This window comes from Microbacterium sp., assembly GCF_029263575.1.
Taxonomy (GTDB): domain Bacteria; phylum Actinomycetota; class Actinomycetes; order Actinomycetales; family Microbacteriaceae; genus Microbacterium.
This window is the reverse complement of sequence record NZ_JAJUFV010000008.1, coordinates 1-14076: the sequence shown is the minus strand read 5'-3', so window position 1 is coordinate 14076 and position 14076 is coordinate 1. Positions and strand designations below refer to the sequence as shown.

At 65.5% G+C, this 14076-nt stretch carries 16 protein-coding genes and 1 pseudogene; 12 read left to right on the top strand and 5 right to left on the bottom strand.

The window, feature by feature from the left end:
* Nucleotides 1–9 precede the first annotated feature (9 nt).
* Together Q1J95_RS01680 and Q1J95_RS01675 are read left to right on the top strand one after the other, a co-directional pair.
* Nucleotides 10–1068, top strand: a complete 1059-nt coding sequence (locus Q1J95_RS01680; protein ID WP_300265535.1) for a M4 family metallopeptidase — start codon at nucleotides 10–12, stop codon at nucleotides 1066–1068.
* Nucleotides 1043–1366: a protealysin inhibitor emfourin gene (locus Q1J95_RS01675; RefSeq protein WP_300265534.1), complete on the top strand. Its 324-nt coding sequence runs from the start codon at nucleotides 1043–1045 to the stop codon at nucleotides 1364–1366. The genes Q1J95_RS01680 and Q1J95_RS01675 overlap by 26 nt, the downstream gene beginning before the upstream one ends.
* Here the strand turns inward: Q1J95_RS01675 and Q1J95_RS01670 are convergent.
* Entirely contained in the window at nucleotides 1357–2457 is a 1101-nt protein-coding gene (locus Q1J95_RS01670) for a mechanosensitive ion channel domain-containing protein (protein ID WP_300265533.1), read from the bottom strand. The genes Q1J95_RS01675 and Q1J95_RS01670 overlap by 10 nt on opposite strands.
* An 81-nt stretch (nucleotides 2458–2538) precedes the next feature.
* On the opposite strand from Q1J95_RS01670, the gene Q1J95_RS01665 reads away from it, so the two are divergent.
* The 8 genes from Q1J95_RS01665 to Q1J95_RS01630 are packed head-to-tail and all read left to right on the top strand — an operon-like array spanning nucleotide 2539 to nucleotide 8706.
* Nucleotides 2539–3246 carry a VOC family protein gene (locus Q1J95_RS01665; protein ID WP_300265532.1) on the top strand — a complete coding sequence of 236 codons (708 nt, stop codon included), beginning with the start codon at nucleotides 2539–2541 and terminating at the stop codon, nucleotides 3244–3246.
* A gap of 14 nt (nucleotides 3247–3260) precedes the next feature.
* Nucleotides 3261–3485, top strand: a complete 225-nt coding sequence (locus Q1J95_RS01660) for a hypothetical protein (protein WP_300265531.1) — start codon at nucleotides 3261–3263, stop codon at nucleotides 3483–3485.
* Entirely contained in the window at nucleotides 3485–3811 is a 327-nt protein-coding gene (locus Q1J95_RS01655; protein ID WP_300265530.1) for a hypothetical protein, read from the top strand. Before Q1J95_RS01660 ends, Q1J95_RS01655 begins: the two co-directional genes overlap by 1 nt.
* Before the next feature lie 37 nt (nucleotides 3812–3848).
* Nucleotides 3849–4517 (top strand): ribonuclease H, encoded by a 669-nt coding sequence (locus tag Q1J95_RS01650; RefSeq protein ID WP_300265529.1) that lies wholly within the window; start codon nucleotides 3849–3851, stop codon nucleotides 4515–4517.
* Between the two features lie 58 nt (nucleotides 4518–4575).
* The gene (locus tag Q1J95_RS01645) at nucleotides 4576–5682 is read left to right on the top strand and encodes an iron ABC transporter permease (RefSeq protein WP_300265528.1); all 1107 of its coding nucleotides are present in this window, start codon (nucleotides 4576–4578) and stop codon (nucleotides 5680–5682) included.
* Entirely contained in the window at nucleotides 5679–6509 is an 831-nt protein-coding gene (locus tag Q1J95_RS01640; RefSeq protein ID WP_300265527.1) for an ABC transporter ATP-binding protein, read from the top strand. The genes Q1J95_RS01645 and Q1J95_RS01640 overlap by 4 nt, the downstream gene beginning before the upstream one ends.
* Nucleotides 6506–7525, top strand: a complete 1020-nt coding sequence (locus tag Q1J95_RS01635) for an ABC transporter substrate-binding protein (RefSeq protein ID WP_300265526.1) — start codon at nucleotides 6506–6508, stop codon at nucleotides 7523–7525. Before Q1J95_RS01640 ends, Q1J95_RS01635 begins: the two co-directional genes overlap by 4 nt.
* Nucleotides 7526–7527: 2 nt before the next feature.
* Complete coding sequence (locus tag Q1J95_RS01630) at nucleotides 7528–8706, top strand: MFS transporter (RefSeq protein WP_300265525.1); 1179 nt, start codon at nucleotides 7528–7530, stop codon at nucleotides 8704–8706.
* Between the two features lie 29 nt (nucleotides 8707–8735).
* Here Q1J95_RS01630 and Q1J95_RS01625 read toward each other — a convergent pair whose 3' ends face one another.
* Nucleotides 8736–9722, bottom strand: coding sequence for an SRPBCC family protein (locus tag Q1J95_RS01625; RefSeq protein ID WP_300265524.1), 987 nt, complete (start codon nucleotides 9720–9722; stop codon nucleotides 8736–8738).
* 1 nt (nucleotide 9723) lies between these two features.
* Complete coding sequence (locus tag Q1J95_RS01620; RefSeq protein ID WP_300265523.1) at nucleotides 9724–10092, bottom strand: helix-turn-helix domain-containing protein; 369 nt, start codon at nucleotides 10090–10092, stop codon at nucleotides 9724–9726.
* 279 nt (nucleotides 10093–10371) lie between these two features.
* Between Q1J95_RS01620 and Q1J95_RS01615 the strand changes: the two genes are divergently transcribed.
* On the top strand, nucleotides 10372–10728 hold the full coding sequence (locus Q1J95_RS01615; RefSeq protein ID WP_300265522.1) for a hypothetical protein: 357 nt from the start codon (nucleotides 10372–10374) through the stop codon (nucleotides 10726–10728).
* Nucleotides 10729–10777: 49 nt separating this feature from the next.
* Here Q1J95_RS01615 and Q1J95_RS01610 read toward each other — a convergent pair whose 3' ends face one another.
* Nucleotides 10778–12733: a BCCT family transporter gene (locus Q1J95_RS01610; RefSeq protein ID WP_300265521.1), complete on the bottom strand. Its 1956-nt coding sequence runs from the start codon at nucleotides 12731–12733 to the stop codon at nucleotides 10778–10780.
* 113 nt (nucleotides 12734–12846) lie between these two features.
* On the opposite strand from Q1J95_RS01610, the gene Q1J95_RS01605 reads away from it, so the two are divergent.
* On the top strand, nucleotides 12847–13320 hold the full coding sequence (locus Q1J95_RS01605) for a DUF4383 domain-containing protein (RefSeq protein WP_300265520.1): 474 nt from the start codon (nucleotides 12847–12849) through the stop codon (nucleotides 13318–13320).
* Between the two features lie 23 nt (nucleotides 13321–13343).
* Here Q1J95_RS01605 and Q1J95_RS01600 read toward each other — a convergent pair.
* Nucleotides 13344–14076 (bottom strand): annotated as a pseudogene (locus Q1J95_RS01600) (AarF/ABC1/UbiB kinase family protein); the annotation flags it as partial.

Sequence of the window (14076 nt, the reverse complement as noted above, 5' to 3'; positions counted from 1 at the left end):
GTCGGCGGCATGGACCACAGCGCAGCAGCACACAGCATCATTCCCGCGTATCTGCTCGCCCGCATTGCTCAGTCGGGTCGATTCACGCGGGCTGCGGATGCCGCCCGTCAGACGCTGCTCGCAGGTCGCCCGCAGTTCCGCGCCCGCATCAACCTGTCGATCGATGAACACGGCGATCTCGTCGCCGAGCTGACGGATGCGCCGAACCGCACGATCAGCGATGCGGAGAACAGCGAGACGCTGCCCGGCGTCGTCGTTCGCGCCGAGGGCGAGCCCGCGGTCGACGACGCGGCCGTCAACGAGGCTTTCGACGGGCTGGGCGCAACGTTCGAGATGATGCTGTCAGCGTTCGAACGCAACTCTCTCGACGGCGCGGGCGCTCAGCTCGACGCGACCGTGCACTACGGCGTCGACTACGACAACGCCTTCTGGGACGGCGAGCGCATGGTCTTCGGCGACGGCGACGGCGAGGTGTTCCGCGGTTTCACCGGATCGATCAGCGTGATCGGCCATGAGCTCGCGCACGGGGTCATCCAGCACACCGCGAACCTCGAATATCAGGGGCAGCCGGGCGCGCTGAACGAATCGATCGCCGACGTCTTCGGCGCGCTCACCGAGCAGTACGCCGCAGGGCAGAGCGCAGACGAGGCGACCTGGCTGATCGGCGCCGGCATCTTCACCGACGAGGTGCAGGGCACAGCCCTTCGTTCCATGCTCGAGCCCGGCACGGCCTATGACGACGACGAGCTCGGCCGTGACCCGCAGCCCGCGCACATGGATGACTTCGTGCAGACGACAGAAGACAACGGTGGAGTGCACATCAACTCCGGCATCCCGAACCGTGCGTTCGCGCTCACAGCGACGGCTCTGGGCGGCAACGCGTGGGAGCGGGCCGGCCTCACCTGGTACCGCGCACTCACCGGTGGCCTGCCAAGCACCGCGACGTTCACCGATTTCGCGGATGCGACGGTCGCCGCCGCTGTCGATGACGAGACCGCGACAGCCACTCGAAAAGCGTGGGCGAGCGTGGGAGTGTATGACCATGAACGATCCCGCCCGACCGAATAGCTCCTCCGGCTACGCCCCACAGGTCGTGGTCGTCATCGTCCGCACCGGTGGTGTCGGCGGCATCCGTCGCCAATGGCAGGTCGCACCGCCCTACGATGAGGCAGCGCGCTGGGTGGCGCTGATCGAGCAGTGCCCGTGGGATGCCCCGGGCGAGCAGACCTCAGGCGCAGACCGCTATGTGTGGAGCATCCGTGCCCACACGCCGGCCGACCGGCGAGAACGCGAGGTTCCCGACCACGAACTGGCCGGACCGTGGCGTGACCTCGTCGAGGCGGTGCGCGACGCCGCTCAGGACTGAGCGGCCGCCTCGTCGCCCTGTCGTGCAGTCTGCGCGGACTGTTCCATCGCCACGCGCGTGACCGGCAGCGCCTCGGGGTGTTCCTGCTGCAGCCAGGTGATGATCTTCTCGCGCACGAGACACCGCAGATCCCACTGGTCGTCGGAGTTCTTCGCCGAGATCTTGAAGCGCACGGTGACATAGCCGCCCTCGGATCCGGTGACGAGGACGTTCGCGGAGCGGCCGTCCCAGGCATCCGACGCTTCGATGATCTCCATGAACTTCTGGCGCACCTCGTCGATCGGCACGCGCCAGTCGAGATCCATGAAGACGGTGCCGAGAATCTTCTCCGACCGACGTGTCCACGTCTCGACGGGGTTCGCGGTGAAGTACGTGCAGGGGATGATGAGACGCCGCTCGTCCCAGATGTAGACGACGACATAGGAGAGGTTGATCTCGCCGATCGTCCCCCACTCGCCCTCGATCACGACGACATCGCCGACACGGATCGAGTCGGTGAAAGCCACCTGGATCCCGGCGATGAGGTTGCCGAGGGTCGACTGTGCGGCAAGACCGGCGATGATGCTGACGACACCGGCGGATGCCAGGATGCTCGTTCCGATCGCGCGCACCTCAGGGAAGCTGAACAGCACCGCACCGACCGCGAGAACAGCGATGATCACCACAGCCAGACGGTTCAGCACGGTCAACTGCGTGCGCCGACGCCGGGCCTCGGTACTGGTCGCATCGATCCGCGCGTCGTACTTCATCAGGCGCTCGAACCCGAACGTCACGAGGACCGACAGCAGCCAGGCGCACACCAGCACCATCGCGATCAGGAAGATGCGCTCCAATATCGGCCACCACGACAGTGCCCGCGGCGCTGTCGAAGCGCAGACGATCCACGCCGCAATGATGAACGCCAGGGTCATACCGGGCATGCGGATGCGGCGTTCAAGATCGGCTATCCAGGCTGATCGCCCGTGCGCGCGCCCGGCGATCAGACGCACGACGAACACGATCGCCACGGCGATGACCACTGCCACGACCGCGGCGATGAGCGTGCCGAGCCAGGAACTCCACAAGATTCCGAAGATTGTGAGCGAAGCCATCGCCCCAGACTACGACTTTTGCGCTCTGCGTTCGATGAGCGCACGCTGGATGAACAGACGCCGACGTTTGCGGAGCGAGCAATGACGAACACTCAGCAGAAGATCATCCCGAACCTCTGGTTCGACAGGAACGCGGAGGAAGCCGGTGAGTACTACACATCCGTCTTCCAGGGAGCGACGAGCATCGTCGGCGCACACTATCCGGCCGAGCTGCCAACGTGGCAGAGCGACTTCGCCGGCAAGGTGCTCACTGTCGATCTCGTCATCGACGGGTACCTCATGACGCTGATCAACGCCGGGGACGAGTTCCGGCCGAACCCGTCGATCTCGTTCATGCTGAACTTCGATCCGCTCTTCTTCGGCGGTGACGTCGACGCCGCCCGCGCGCGGCTGAACGAGGTGTGGGCCGGATTAACCGACGGCGGACAGGTGCTGATGGCGCTCGTCGAGTACCCGTTCAGCCCCCGCTACGGCTGGGTTCAGGATCGCTACGGGGTGAACTGGCAGCTGATGCTCACCGACCCCGAGGGCGATCCGCGCCCGTTCGTCATCCCGCAGCTGATGTTCGCCGGGCCCGCCGATGCCGGCAGCGTGATGTTCGGGGAGTTCCAGCTGGCCGGTCAGTGGTTCTCGATGATGGACTCGGCCGCCGAACAGTGCGGGTGGCTCGCCGATCGGTACGGTGTCAGCTGGCAGATCGTCCCGGAGAACATGGGCGAGTTGATGGCCCGCCCCGGTGCTTACGATCGGATGCTGGAGATGAAGAAGCTCGTCATTGCAGACTTCTGAGAGAGACTGGTCATATGGGATTGTTTCAGCAGGGACCCAAGCATGACCAGCAGGATTGGGCAGGTCTGCCGTCTGAGCCGCGAGACGACGATGGCGTCGAGACCCTCGATCATAGGCCAACTGTTGACCCGCTCTCGGTGGGCCTGGGCGGACCGGTGAGCTCGATTGTGTTCCCCGTCGCTCCGCCCGCACCGGATGCTGTGAGCATCGAGAACCGCGAACCGGAGGACGACGAATAATGCCCACCGCAGAGGAAGCATCGAGACTGCTGCAGGTCGCCCAGGGAGCGCACGAGCGTGGCGACGCGCTGCTGCACATCCAGCTCGATGTCAGCATGCTCACGGGCGAGCAGTCGTCGTGGGGTTCGGCCGGAAACACCGTCTCGAACGATGAGAGCGTGGGTTATTTTCTCAGCGAGATCGAGAAGCACGGCTGGCGGCTGGAGCACACCGGCTACACGTTCGTCGAAAGCGGTGCGACCACATCATCACGCATCTTCGGTACGGGCGAAGGTGTCGTCAATCACGGTGCCGTGATCGGGTACTACACCTTCCGTCGGGCGTGAGCGCTGCGTCATGCCGTGACCGCATTACGGTTGAAACATGACCATCACCGCCGCCGCAGACGGCTCTGCCCTCGGAAACCCCGGACCGAACGGGTGGGCCTGGTACATCGACGACGACAACTGGGCTGCTGGCGGATCGTCGCACGGCACCAACAACCAGGGTGAGCTGCGAGCCGTGCTCGAGTTGCTGCTCGCGACCGCCGGTACCAACGAATCGCTTCTGATCATGTGCGACAGCAAATACGTGATCGACTCGATCACCAAATGGATGCCCGGTTGGAAGCGCCGCGGCTGGCGCAAAGCCGACGGTTCCCCGGTGCTGAACCGCGATCTCATGGAGTCGCTGGATGCCGCGATGCAGGACCGCGACGTGAAGTTCGCCTGGGTCAAGGGGCATGCCGGCCACGACCTGAACGAGGCCGCCGACGCACGGGCGAACGCGGCGGCGAAGGCGTACCAGCAGAAGGTGGAGCCCCGGCGCGGGCCGGGGTTCCGGCGTGGTGGCGTCCCGGACGCTTCGACAGGCTCAGCGACCGAGCCGCTGTGGGCCGAGGCATCCGATCTTCTCGACGGTCTGGGCACACCCCCTGCCGCGGCTCCGATCGCGTTGCACCTCGCGCTCACGCCCGACGAGCATGCCCGGCTGCGCGACCGTGCCGACGCGCAGGGCATCTCGCTGGAAGACGCCCTGCGGCGACTGATCTGACACCGCCGGCGAGCGCGTCGATTTGATTTCGCACCTTTTATTGAGAATGATTATCGTTATGCTTAGAAGCCTCCGCGACGCGCGGGACGATCCCGCACGCGCCACGGCCGCTGCTGGGCACGTCGTTCGCCGAGGCCGAAGAGCAGCAGCGCTGGTCACAGCTCTCGCTGTGGTGCTCATCGCGTCGATCCTCGTCGCCATCGGACTCGGCTCGGCGGTCGTACCACCGGCGGACACCGTCCGGTACCTGTGGACTTCTGCCACAGCAGGCACGATCAGCGCCGACGACGTCACCCGGTATCAGATCATCTGGCAGATCCGCACACCGCGTGTGCTGCTGGCGGCCATCGTCGGCGCAGGACTGGCCGGGATCGGCGTCGCGATCCAGGCGCTGGTGCGCAACGCACTCGCTGACCCCTACATTCTCGGAGTCTCATCCGGAGCATCCGTCGGCGCTGTCGCCGTCTCTCTCTTCGGCGCGTTGTCGGCACTGGGCATCTACGCCGTCTCGGTCGGCGCTTTCCTCGGCGCGCTTGGCGCCACGGCACTGGTGTATCTGATCGCCGCCGGCCGGCTCGGCGTCAGCCCCCTGCGCCTTGTGCTCACCGGTGTCGCGCTCTCCTTCGGCTTCCAGGCGGTGATGAGCGTCATGATCTACTTCGCTCCGACGAGTGAGGCGACCGGCACCGTTCTGTTCTGGACGATGGGCTCCTTCGGCGCGGCCACGTGGGGATCCCTGCCGGTCGTCGTCATCTTCATCGTCGCCGGGCTGCTCGTGCTCGGACGGCGCAGCCGCATCCTCGACGTGCTCGCACTGGGCGATGAGAGCGCCGCGAGCCTGGGAATCGACGCCACGCGAGCTCGCAAGTCGCTCTTCGTCGTGACGGCGTTGATGACCGGCGCGATGGTCGCCGTCAGCGGAACCATCGGATTCGTCGGGCTCGTGATCCCGCACATCACCCGCATGATCATCGGCGCAACGCACGCCCGGCTGCTGCTGATCGCTCCGTTCCTCGGTGCGATCCTGATGGTCTGGGTCGATCTGCTCGCCCGCACGATGGTCGCGCCGCGCGAGCTTCCGCTCGGTGTGCTCACCGCCATCATCGGCGTGCCGGTGTTCATCTACCTGATGCGCCGGCGCGGATACGTCTTCGGAGGACGATGATGGAGCTTCACATCGACGACCTGACGGTCGGCGTCGACGGTCGCGATCTCGTCCATCGGCTCAACCTCACTGCTGCCGACGGCGAGGTGATCGGGCTCGTCGGGCCGAACGGCTCAGGAAAATCCACCGCCCTGCGGTGTGTCTACCGCGCATTGCAACCCACAGGCGGCGCGGTGCGGATCGACGGCGATGACATCTGGCACATGCCCCTGCGAGCAAGCGCGCAGCGCGTGGCCGCACTCACACAGGAGAGCAGTGCGGATTTCGACTTCACGGTGGAGGAGGTCGTCGCCCTCGGTCGCACGCCGCATAAACGGGGCAACCAGCCGCTGACATCCGCCGAGCGCGATCTGTGCGCGCGAGCCCTGGAGCAGATGGATGTCGCCCACCTCGCACGCCGTGGAATCCTGGAGCTCTCCGGCGGCGAGAAGCAGCGCGTTCTGGTGGCGCGTGCGATCGTTCAGCAAACCAGCATCCTGGTGCTCGACGAGCCGACGAACCACCTGGACATCCGCCACCAGATAGAGCTGCTGCGGTATCTGCGCGGCAGCGGCCTGACGATCGTCGTCGTCCTGCACGATCTCAATCTCGCCGCCGCCACCTGCGACCGGCTCGGCGTGCTGAGCGAAGGACGCCTCATCGCTGCGGGATCGCCCGATGAAGTGCTGACCACCACCCTGATCTCCGAGGTCTTCGGCGTCGACGTGACCGTCGTGCAGCATCCGATCACAGGCGATCCGCAGATCCTCTTCGAACTCGACAGCCGTCGGCCGCACCGGCGAGAACAAACGGCCGCTCCGCGGCCTGTGAAAGGGAAGACACCATGACGAAGACCACACCGGGCGTGTTTCGCCGGGCGGCGCTGCCGGCGACGATCATCGGAGCGCTACTGCTGAGCGGTTGCGGAACCGTTCAGGTCGACGCATCCGATTCACCCGTGAATGCCTCGACGACGACGGTGGATCGCTGCGGCGAGCCGGTCGAGTACACGACGCCGCAGCGCGCAGTCGTGTACGAGGGAGGCAGCGCCGACAAGATGTTCGCCCTCGGTCTGACCGACCACGTTCTGGGATATGTGATGCCACCGGCGAACCCTCCGGTGAGCGAGTCCCCGTGGGCGGCGGACTACGAAAAGGTGGAGCTCCTCTCAGACGACCTGCTCAACCGCGAGCTCGTCGTCGACGCCAATGCCGACTTCGTCGTGGCCGGATGGAACTCGGGCTTCTCCGATTCCCGCGGGATCACACCCGAGATACTCGACACTCTCGGCATTCAGAGCTTCATGCACTCGGAGTCGTGCTTCAACTATCCGGGCTTCCCCGAGCAGCACACCCCGTTCGAGGGACTGTACTCCGACCTCGAGCGGCTGGGTCAGATCTTCGGCGTCGAGGAGCGCGCCGCTGAGCTGATCGCGGAGTACAAGGCGCGGGTTGCAACCGTGCAGGAGGAAGCACCCGAAGGCGACCCGATCAAGGTGTTCCTCTACGATTTCGGCACCGACAAGCCGTTCACCGCCGCAAGCCAGGTGCCACCGACAGACATCATCCGCTATGCGGGTGGTGAGAACATCTTCGGCGACGTCGAAGCACGATGGACCGAAGCCAGCTGGGAAGCCGTGGTCGACGCTGAGCCCGAGGTGATCATCATCCTCGAGTACCAGGATCAGCCCGCCGAGGAGAAGATCGCGTTCCTGAAGAGCAACCCCGTGACCGCCACTCTGCCCGCCGTGATGAACGACGACTTCTACGTGCTCGACTACAACGAGGCCATCTCCAGCCCGCGCAACATCGACGGTCTCGAGAGCTTCGCCGAGTACCTGCGCGAGTTCGCAGCCACCCGCTGACCGTGCCGGGTACCCCGGACCGACGGATCGTTCGCACGATCTGGCCCATGATCGTCGCGGCGATCATCAGCCTGCTGCCCTTCACGATCTACTCCACGTTCCTCATCCCCATCGCGGATGACACGCGGACGGGTCCGGCGCTCGTCGGCACGCTTCGCGGACTCGGCGGCGTCGCCGCCCTGGCAGTCGGAGTCGTACTGGCCCCGCTGGTCGCTCAATGGTCGGCGTCGCGCGTGACAGCATCCGGTCTCGGCATCCTCGCTGTCAGCAGTCTTGTCGGCACGCTCGACGCCGTCTGGTCGATCGTCGCGTTCTGCGTGGGCGTCGGCGCAGCGACAGCAATGCTCACCCCGGCGCTGCTGAGGATCGCGACCACCGCTTACTCCGACCCGGGCGACGCCGGTCGAGCGGCAACCCTGGTCACGGCCACGCAGTCTCTCGCGGCGGTGCTCGCCGCGCCGGTGATCGGCGTCATCGGTCTGTGGCAGGGGTGGCACGGTGCGCTGTGGATCACGTCCGCACTTGCGGCGACCGCCGGCATCCTGTTTCTGCGCAAGGGCAGGGCAGACGTTTCTGTCCCGCGACCCCTCCGCTATGGAGAGGCATTCCGCCGACTTCGCGGCCGACGCGATCTGCTGGCGCTCATCGGAATCGCTTCCCTTCGCACGACGTCGTTCATGGGTTACCTCGCGTTTCTCGCGGCACAGTTCCATGAGCGGCACGGGCTGGATGCTGTGCTCTTCACTCTCGTCTGGACGCTGAGCGGCGCATCGTTCTTCACCGGAAACTTCCTCGCCGGGCGGTGGGCGCGCGTTTCACATGCGCACGGTGCTCTCCTGGTCGGCGGGCTCACGGCGGCCGCCGCAGCGGTTCTCGGCGTGTTCCTGACCGACTCGCTCGCTGTGGCGCTCATCGCCACGGTCGTGATGGGTTTCGGTCACGCCGTCGTGGCCGCACAGGTGACGACGCTCATCGCGCACAGCGGCGGCGAGCTGACGACCCCCGCCTACAGCATCAACGCCGCAGGAATGAGCCTCGGGGTGTTCGCGGGGGCGTTCCTGGGCGGCCTTGGACTGAGTGTTGCGGGCAACGTCGGCCTCGCCATCGCCCTCGCAGTACCGACTCTGGTCGCCATCGCGCTGATCCGACCAGCACTCATTCGTGCGCAGCAGCACGCATAACTCAGCAAGAACGCGCATCCGTTGCGGAGTTATGAACGCGCGGCGTCCAGCACCTCGCGCTCAAGTCGCGCGAACGACTCCTCCATTCCGTCGGCCATGCCGGTGGCGAGGATCATGTCGCGCGTCTCCTTGTCGGGGTACTCGATCAGCACCGTGACCAGGGTCGCGCCGTCTTCCTCGTAGAGGTTCAGGTCGTTGACGGTCTCGACGGGCTGACCCTGCATCCGCTCGGTGGTGACGGCACGGCGGGGCTCATCAATGAGCAGCACTTCGCCCTCGAAGCCGAACGGCTCACCCTCGGTGTCGCCGACCGGCGCCCACGAGTTTCGGTAGCTCTCGCCGACCGTGGTCGACACGACGCACTCGGTCATCTCCCACCCGTCGGGGCCGAGCATCCACTGCCGGATCAGGTCGGGTTCGTGGTGCGCGCGCCAGACGAGGTCGCGCGGCCCGTTCACCAGGCGTGTGATGCGCACGTGCGTGTCGTCGAGCAGCTCGACGCGGGTACCTTTGCCTTCGGCGTATGCGCGCAGGTCTTGCAGCACGGCATCCAGCTGGTCCATCGCCATCGTCGAGCCGTCAACCGCGCCCATGGCGACAACCTGCTCCAGCGCCTCGGCACTGTCGAAGTAGCTGGTGTTGACCATGCGCGACCCGTCTGCGGTCTCTTCGAACGAGAACGTCATCCGCATCGCGGGGAATCCGTCGAGAGGTGTGCCGGCCTCGTCGACGAACGAGTCGATGACCTCGAAGCCGCGGGGCTCGTCGATCGAGATGAACTCCCACGACCCCGACGACTTCTCGCCGCGCGGGCTCGTCATGAAGTACTGCGCACGCCCGCCGACGGTGAGGTCGAACTCGCGGAAGGTGGACGGCCAGCCGGGAGGGCCCCAGAAGCGCTCGAGCTGGCTGGGCGTGGTGAACGCGTGCCAGACGCGCTCGACCGGGGCGGTGAACTCGGCGGTCAAGGTCATGGTGAGGTTCTGCGGGTCGGTGGTGACATCGGTGACAGGCATGTCAGACTCCTTCGTCGTGCTTGTTGTTGTGCGGCGCATCGGAGGCGAGCAGGTCGTCGAGGCGGGAGATGCGGGCCCGCCAGAGCTCTTCGTAGCGGGCCAAGAGCGCCCGGGCGCGCGCGATCATCTCGGGATTCGCGCGGACCAGCCGCTCGCGTCCCTCAGCGCGTTTGATGATAAGGCCGGCGGCCTCGAGGACGGCGACGTGCTTCTGCACCGCGGCGAAGGACATCTCGTAGTCGCCCGCAAGGATCGACACCGACTGCTCTTCGCCGATCGTGCGGCGCAGGATGTCACGCCGTGTCGCCGTCGCCAGTGCGTGGAAGACACGGTCGATCTCCATCTCACTCAGTTCAGATTGTGCAACCATTTGGTTGTACGTTACGACGGGGCGGATGCCGTGTCAAGAGTTCATGCCAGAAATCCACGAAGCCTCCGGGACGATGCGGCGGGTGACCGCATCGTCCCGGAGGCTTCGTTACCGCTCTCCTTCCCTACTGTTCGTTGAACACGAACTGCGAGCCCGGCTCTTTGTGGACATCGCCGTCTCGGGAACCGCTGATCGTGACATCCGTGAGAATCGCGTTGCCCCGGGCGCCGCTCATCGCGAGGATGCCGGCGCGCGGGTGGTCACTTCTGGGGCGAGCAGGTGTTCCCGGCGGTGTGGATGTTCTCGGCGTCGAAGTCGTTCACGAACATCCGCGTGAGCAACCTCGACATCATCGACCCGACGTATTCGGGGATCATGTTCCAGACGAACTATGTCGGCTCGCAGCCGCAGAACGCGTTCGAGAACACGGTCTTCACCGACGTGTCGATCACGGGAGCGACCAAGAGCGGTGACCAGTTCGACGACAGGTCCGGTTACGGTATCTGGGCCAACCCCATGCCGGAGCCGGGTCAGGGACCCGCGGTCGGCTCGGTGACCTTCCACAACCTGACGATGTCGGGAAACCACAAGGACATCGAGAACACGACCTCGACGTTCACCATCGAGATCGACTAATCACACGGCGAGGGGCCGGGCTCGCGCTCCGGCCCCTCGCCGCCGATACTCACTTCTCGACAGGACCGTCCGCCGTTTCCACGCCGGGCGTCTGCTCGGCATCCGCATTCGCATCCGGAATAATGTCGATCGCTTCGGTGGCGGCCTGATAGACCTCGACGAGGCTGTCATCGACCTCGTCTTCGTCGACCCAGGCGATCTCGTCGGCTGAGTGATCGTACTCGACGGGAACGAGCGCGAAGTCGTCGCCGTACTCCTCCAGCCCGGTGCGCACACTGTGCCGAACGGCCAGACGCGCGTAGCGATCGCGGAGGATCAAGGGGTCTCGTCGCAGATCCTTCATGAGCGAGATCATCATGAATGCCATGATGACCGCGAACGGCAGAGCCGCGACGATCGTGACATTCTGCAGCGATTGCAGACCGCTTCCCTCTTCGCCCGAGACGAGCAGCACCGCGGCGATGATGCCGACGAGCGTTCCCCACGTGGCGGCCACCCATCGGGCCGGCTCTGGCCTTCCCTGCTGCGAAAGCGTACCCATCACGAGCGACGAGGAATCCGCGCCGGTGATGAAGAAGATCGCGATGAGCGCAATGAGCCCGATGCTGGTGATCGTCGTCAACGGCAGGTTGTCGAGCACGCCGAACAGAACCTCCTCGGGCGGATCGACGATGAGGCCCGCGCCGTTCATCTGCTGGTCGATCGCCGTCGTGCCGAAGATCGCGAACCAGATCAACGAGATCACCGACGGCACGAGGATCACGACCGAGACGAACTGGCGCAACGTGCGTCCGCGCGAGATCTTGGCGATGAACATGCCGACGAAGGGCGACCACGAGATCCACCACGCCCAGTAGAAGATTGTCCAGCCGGCGAGGAAGTTCTCGGCATCGATGCCCTGCGAGGCGGAGCGTCCGATCATCATCGGCAGGTCGCCGATGAACTGCACTGCCACCGAGGGCAGCACGTTCAGGATCAGCATGGTCGGGCCGACGAAGAACACGAAGAGCGCCAGCACGATCGCGGCGATCCCGTTGATGTTCGACAGCGCGCGGATGCCCTTGGAGACACCCGACACGGCCGAGGCGATGAAGCACGCGGTCAGCACGGCGATGACGGCGATGAGGATGCCGTTGCCCAACTCGCCGATTCCGGCGATGATCTCGATGCCGTGCCCGATCTGCAGCGCCCCGAGTCCGAGAGAGGCCGCGGTGCCGAACAGGGTGACGATGATGGAGAAGATGTCGATCGTGCGACCGATCGGCCCGGTGGTGCGGTTCTCTCCGAGCAGCGGCGCGAAGATGGACGAGATCAGCGGTGTGCGTCCGCGCCGATAGGCGCCGTAGGCGATCGCCCCGCCGACGAGCGCGTAGAACGACCAGGCCTGGGGGCCCCAGTGATAGAGCACCTGCACCTGGGCCGTGTGCATCGCCTCGAGCGTGTTCGCCTCGACGGTGCCAGGCGGGGGCGCTTCGAACATCGTCAGCGGTTCGGCGGCGCCCCAGAAGACGAGGCCGATACCCATACCGGCGGCGAACAGCATCGAAATCCACGAGAACATCGAGTACTCGGGGGCTTCGTCATCGCGGCCGAGCGGGATGCGCCCGTATCGGCTGAAGCCGACGTACAGCATGAAGAAGAGCACGATCGTGGCGATGACGGTGAAGAACACGCCGAAGTACTCGAGCACCCAATCGAGCACGGCCTTGGTCGTGCCGGAGAGGTTGTCACCGGCGAAGACGCCCCAGCCGATGAAGGCGAGCATGAGCGTGATCGCGACGCCGAAGACGAGCACGTCGGTGCGGTAGACGCGCCGCGTCGATTCGACGGACACACCGGGGATCAGCGCCGGATGCAGTCCGCGCGGTGGCGCTACCGCGAGATCGTGAACGATCTTTCGCGCCACCTCTCCGGTCTTCTCAGCGGCCCGAGGAATGCTTCCGGTTCGTGGACCATCCGCGTGATGCGTCTGGGGACGTTTCGCCCCGTCGTCAGGAGTATCCATGCCAGCCATACTGGCATGGAGTGCCCGACCCGCCCGCGTCAACCCCCTGCTGAACGCGATGCCGCCGCACTAGCGTCGAGGTCCGCGACGACATCTCGAGCAGGAGGCGCACCATGACCGGCGACATCGTCCGCAGCTACGCGGCAAGTGCGATTCAGAAGACATCCGTGGCTATGGGAGTCGTCTTCATCCTTGTCAGTGTGGCTGGATTCATTCCGGGGCTGACGCACTCGGCCGAGCACCTTCAGGCGGCGGGTCCGGGCTCCGAAGCACTGCTGCTGGGCGTGTTCCAGGTCTCGGTGCTGCACAACATCGTGCACTTCGCCTACGGCGTCTGGGGGCTCGTCGCAGCGGTGAACGCTTCCGCATCTCGGCTGTTTCTCGTCTTGGGCGGTCTCGTCTATCTGGTGCTCTGGGTCTACGGTCTCATCGCCGTCGGCAACGACCAGCTGAATTTCATTCCGCTCAACGATGCCGACAATTGGCTGCACCTCGGACTCGCGATCGTCATGGTCGCGCTGGGAATCATCATGCGCAGCGAGCCGCGAATGCGACCGCGGACGACCGGGACGCATCCGGTGGTCTAGTCGGATGCGTCAGGGTTGACCTCTCACCGCGAATCGCGCCGACCGAATACTCCAGCGAGCACGGCATGGGCGAGCGGGATCACCGACGCCGAGAGCAGCACGAGCCCGAGCACGACATTCGGCACGATCAGCACCGCGCCGCCGATCGCGAATCCGGCGAACAGAACCGCAGAGACCACCCGCACCCCGATGCGCTCCAGGCGACCGAGACGGCGCTCCAACCGCGACGTGTCGAAGGTGATCGTGCCCTCTTCGATCTCGGTGATGACGGCGTCGATGCGACCGGGCAGCCGCGCGGCGACGCCGACGCTCGACCAGGCTTCCTGCGCGAAGCTCTTCACGGTGTTGCCGGTCTCATCGCGCAGCAGCTGCGCAGCATAGGGCTCGACGGCATCCCAGACGTTGAATGCCGGATTGAGCCCACTGCACATGCCCGACGTCAGCGAGACAGCGCGGAAGAGCAGGAGCATCCCCTCGGGAAGCTGGAACGGCAGTGATCGGATCGTGTCGCCGAACTCGCGCGAGAAATCACGGAATTCGTGCGGGTCGACAGCGCTCAGCTCGGCGAACCCCATGCCGCCGAAGCGGGAGAACAACGCCGTGACGGCGCGTTCGAACTCTTTCGTATCAGCCGACGGCAACAGCATGCCGATCTGTTGCACGGCCGCGACGAGCTTTCGCCCATCGCGCGCAGCCACCGCGATCACAAGCGAGCGCAGCCCTGTTCGCAGCTCGTCTGGAACCCCGCCCATCATC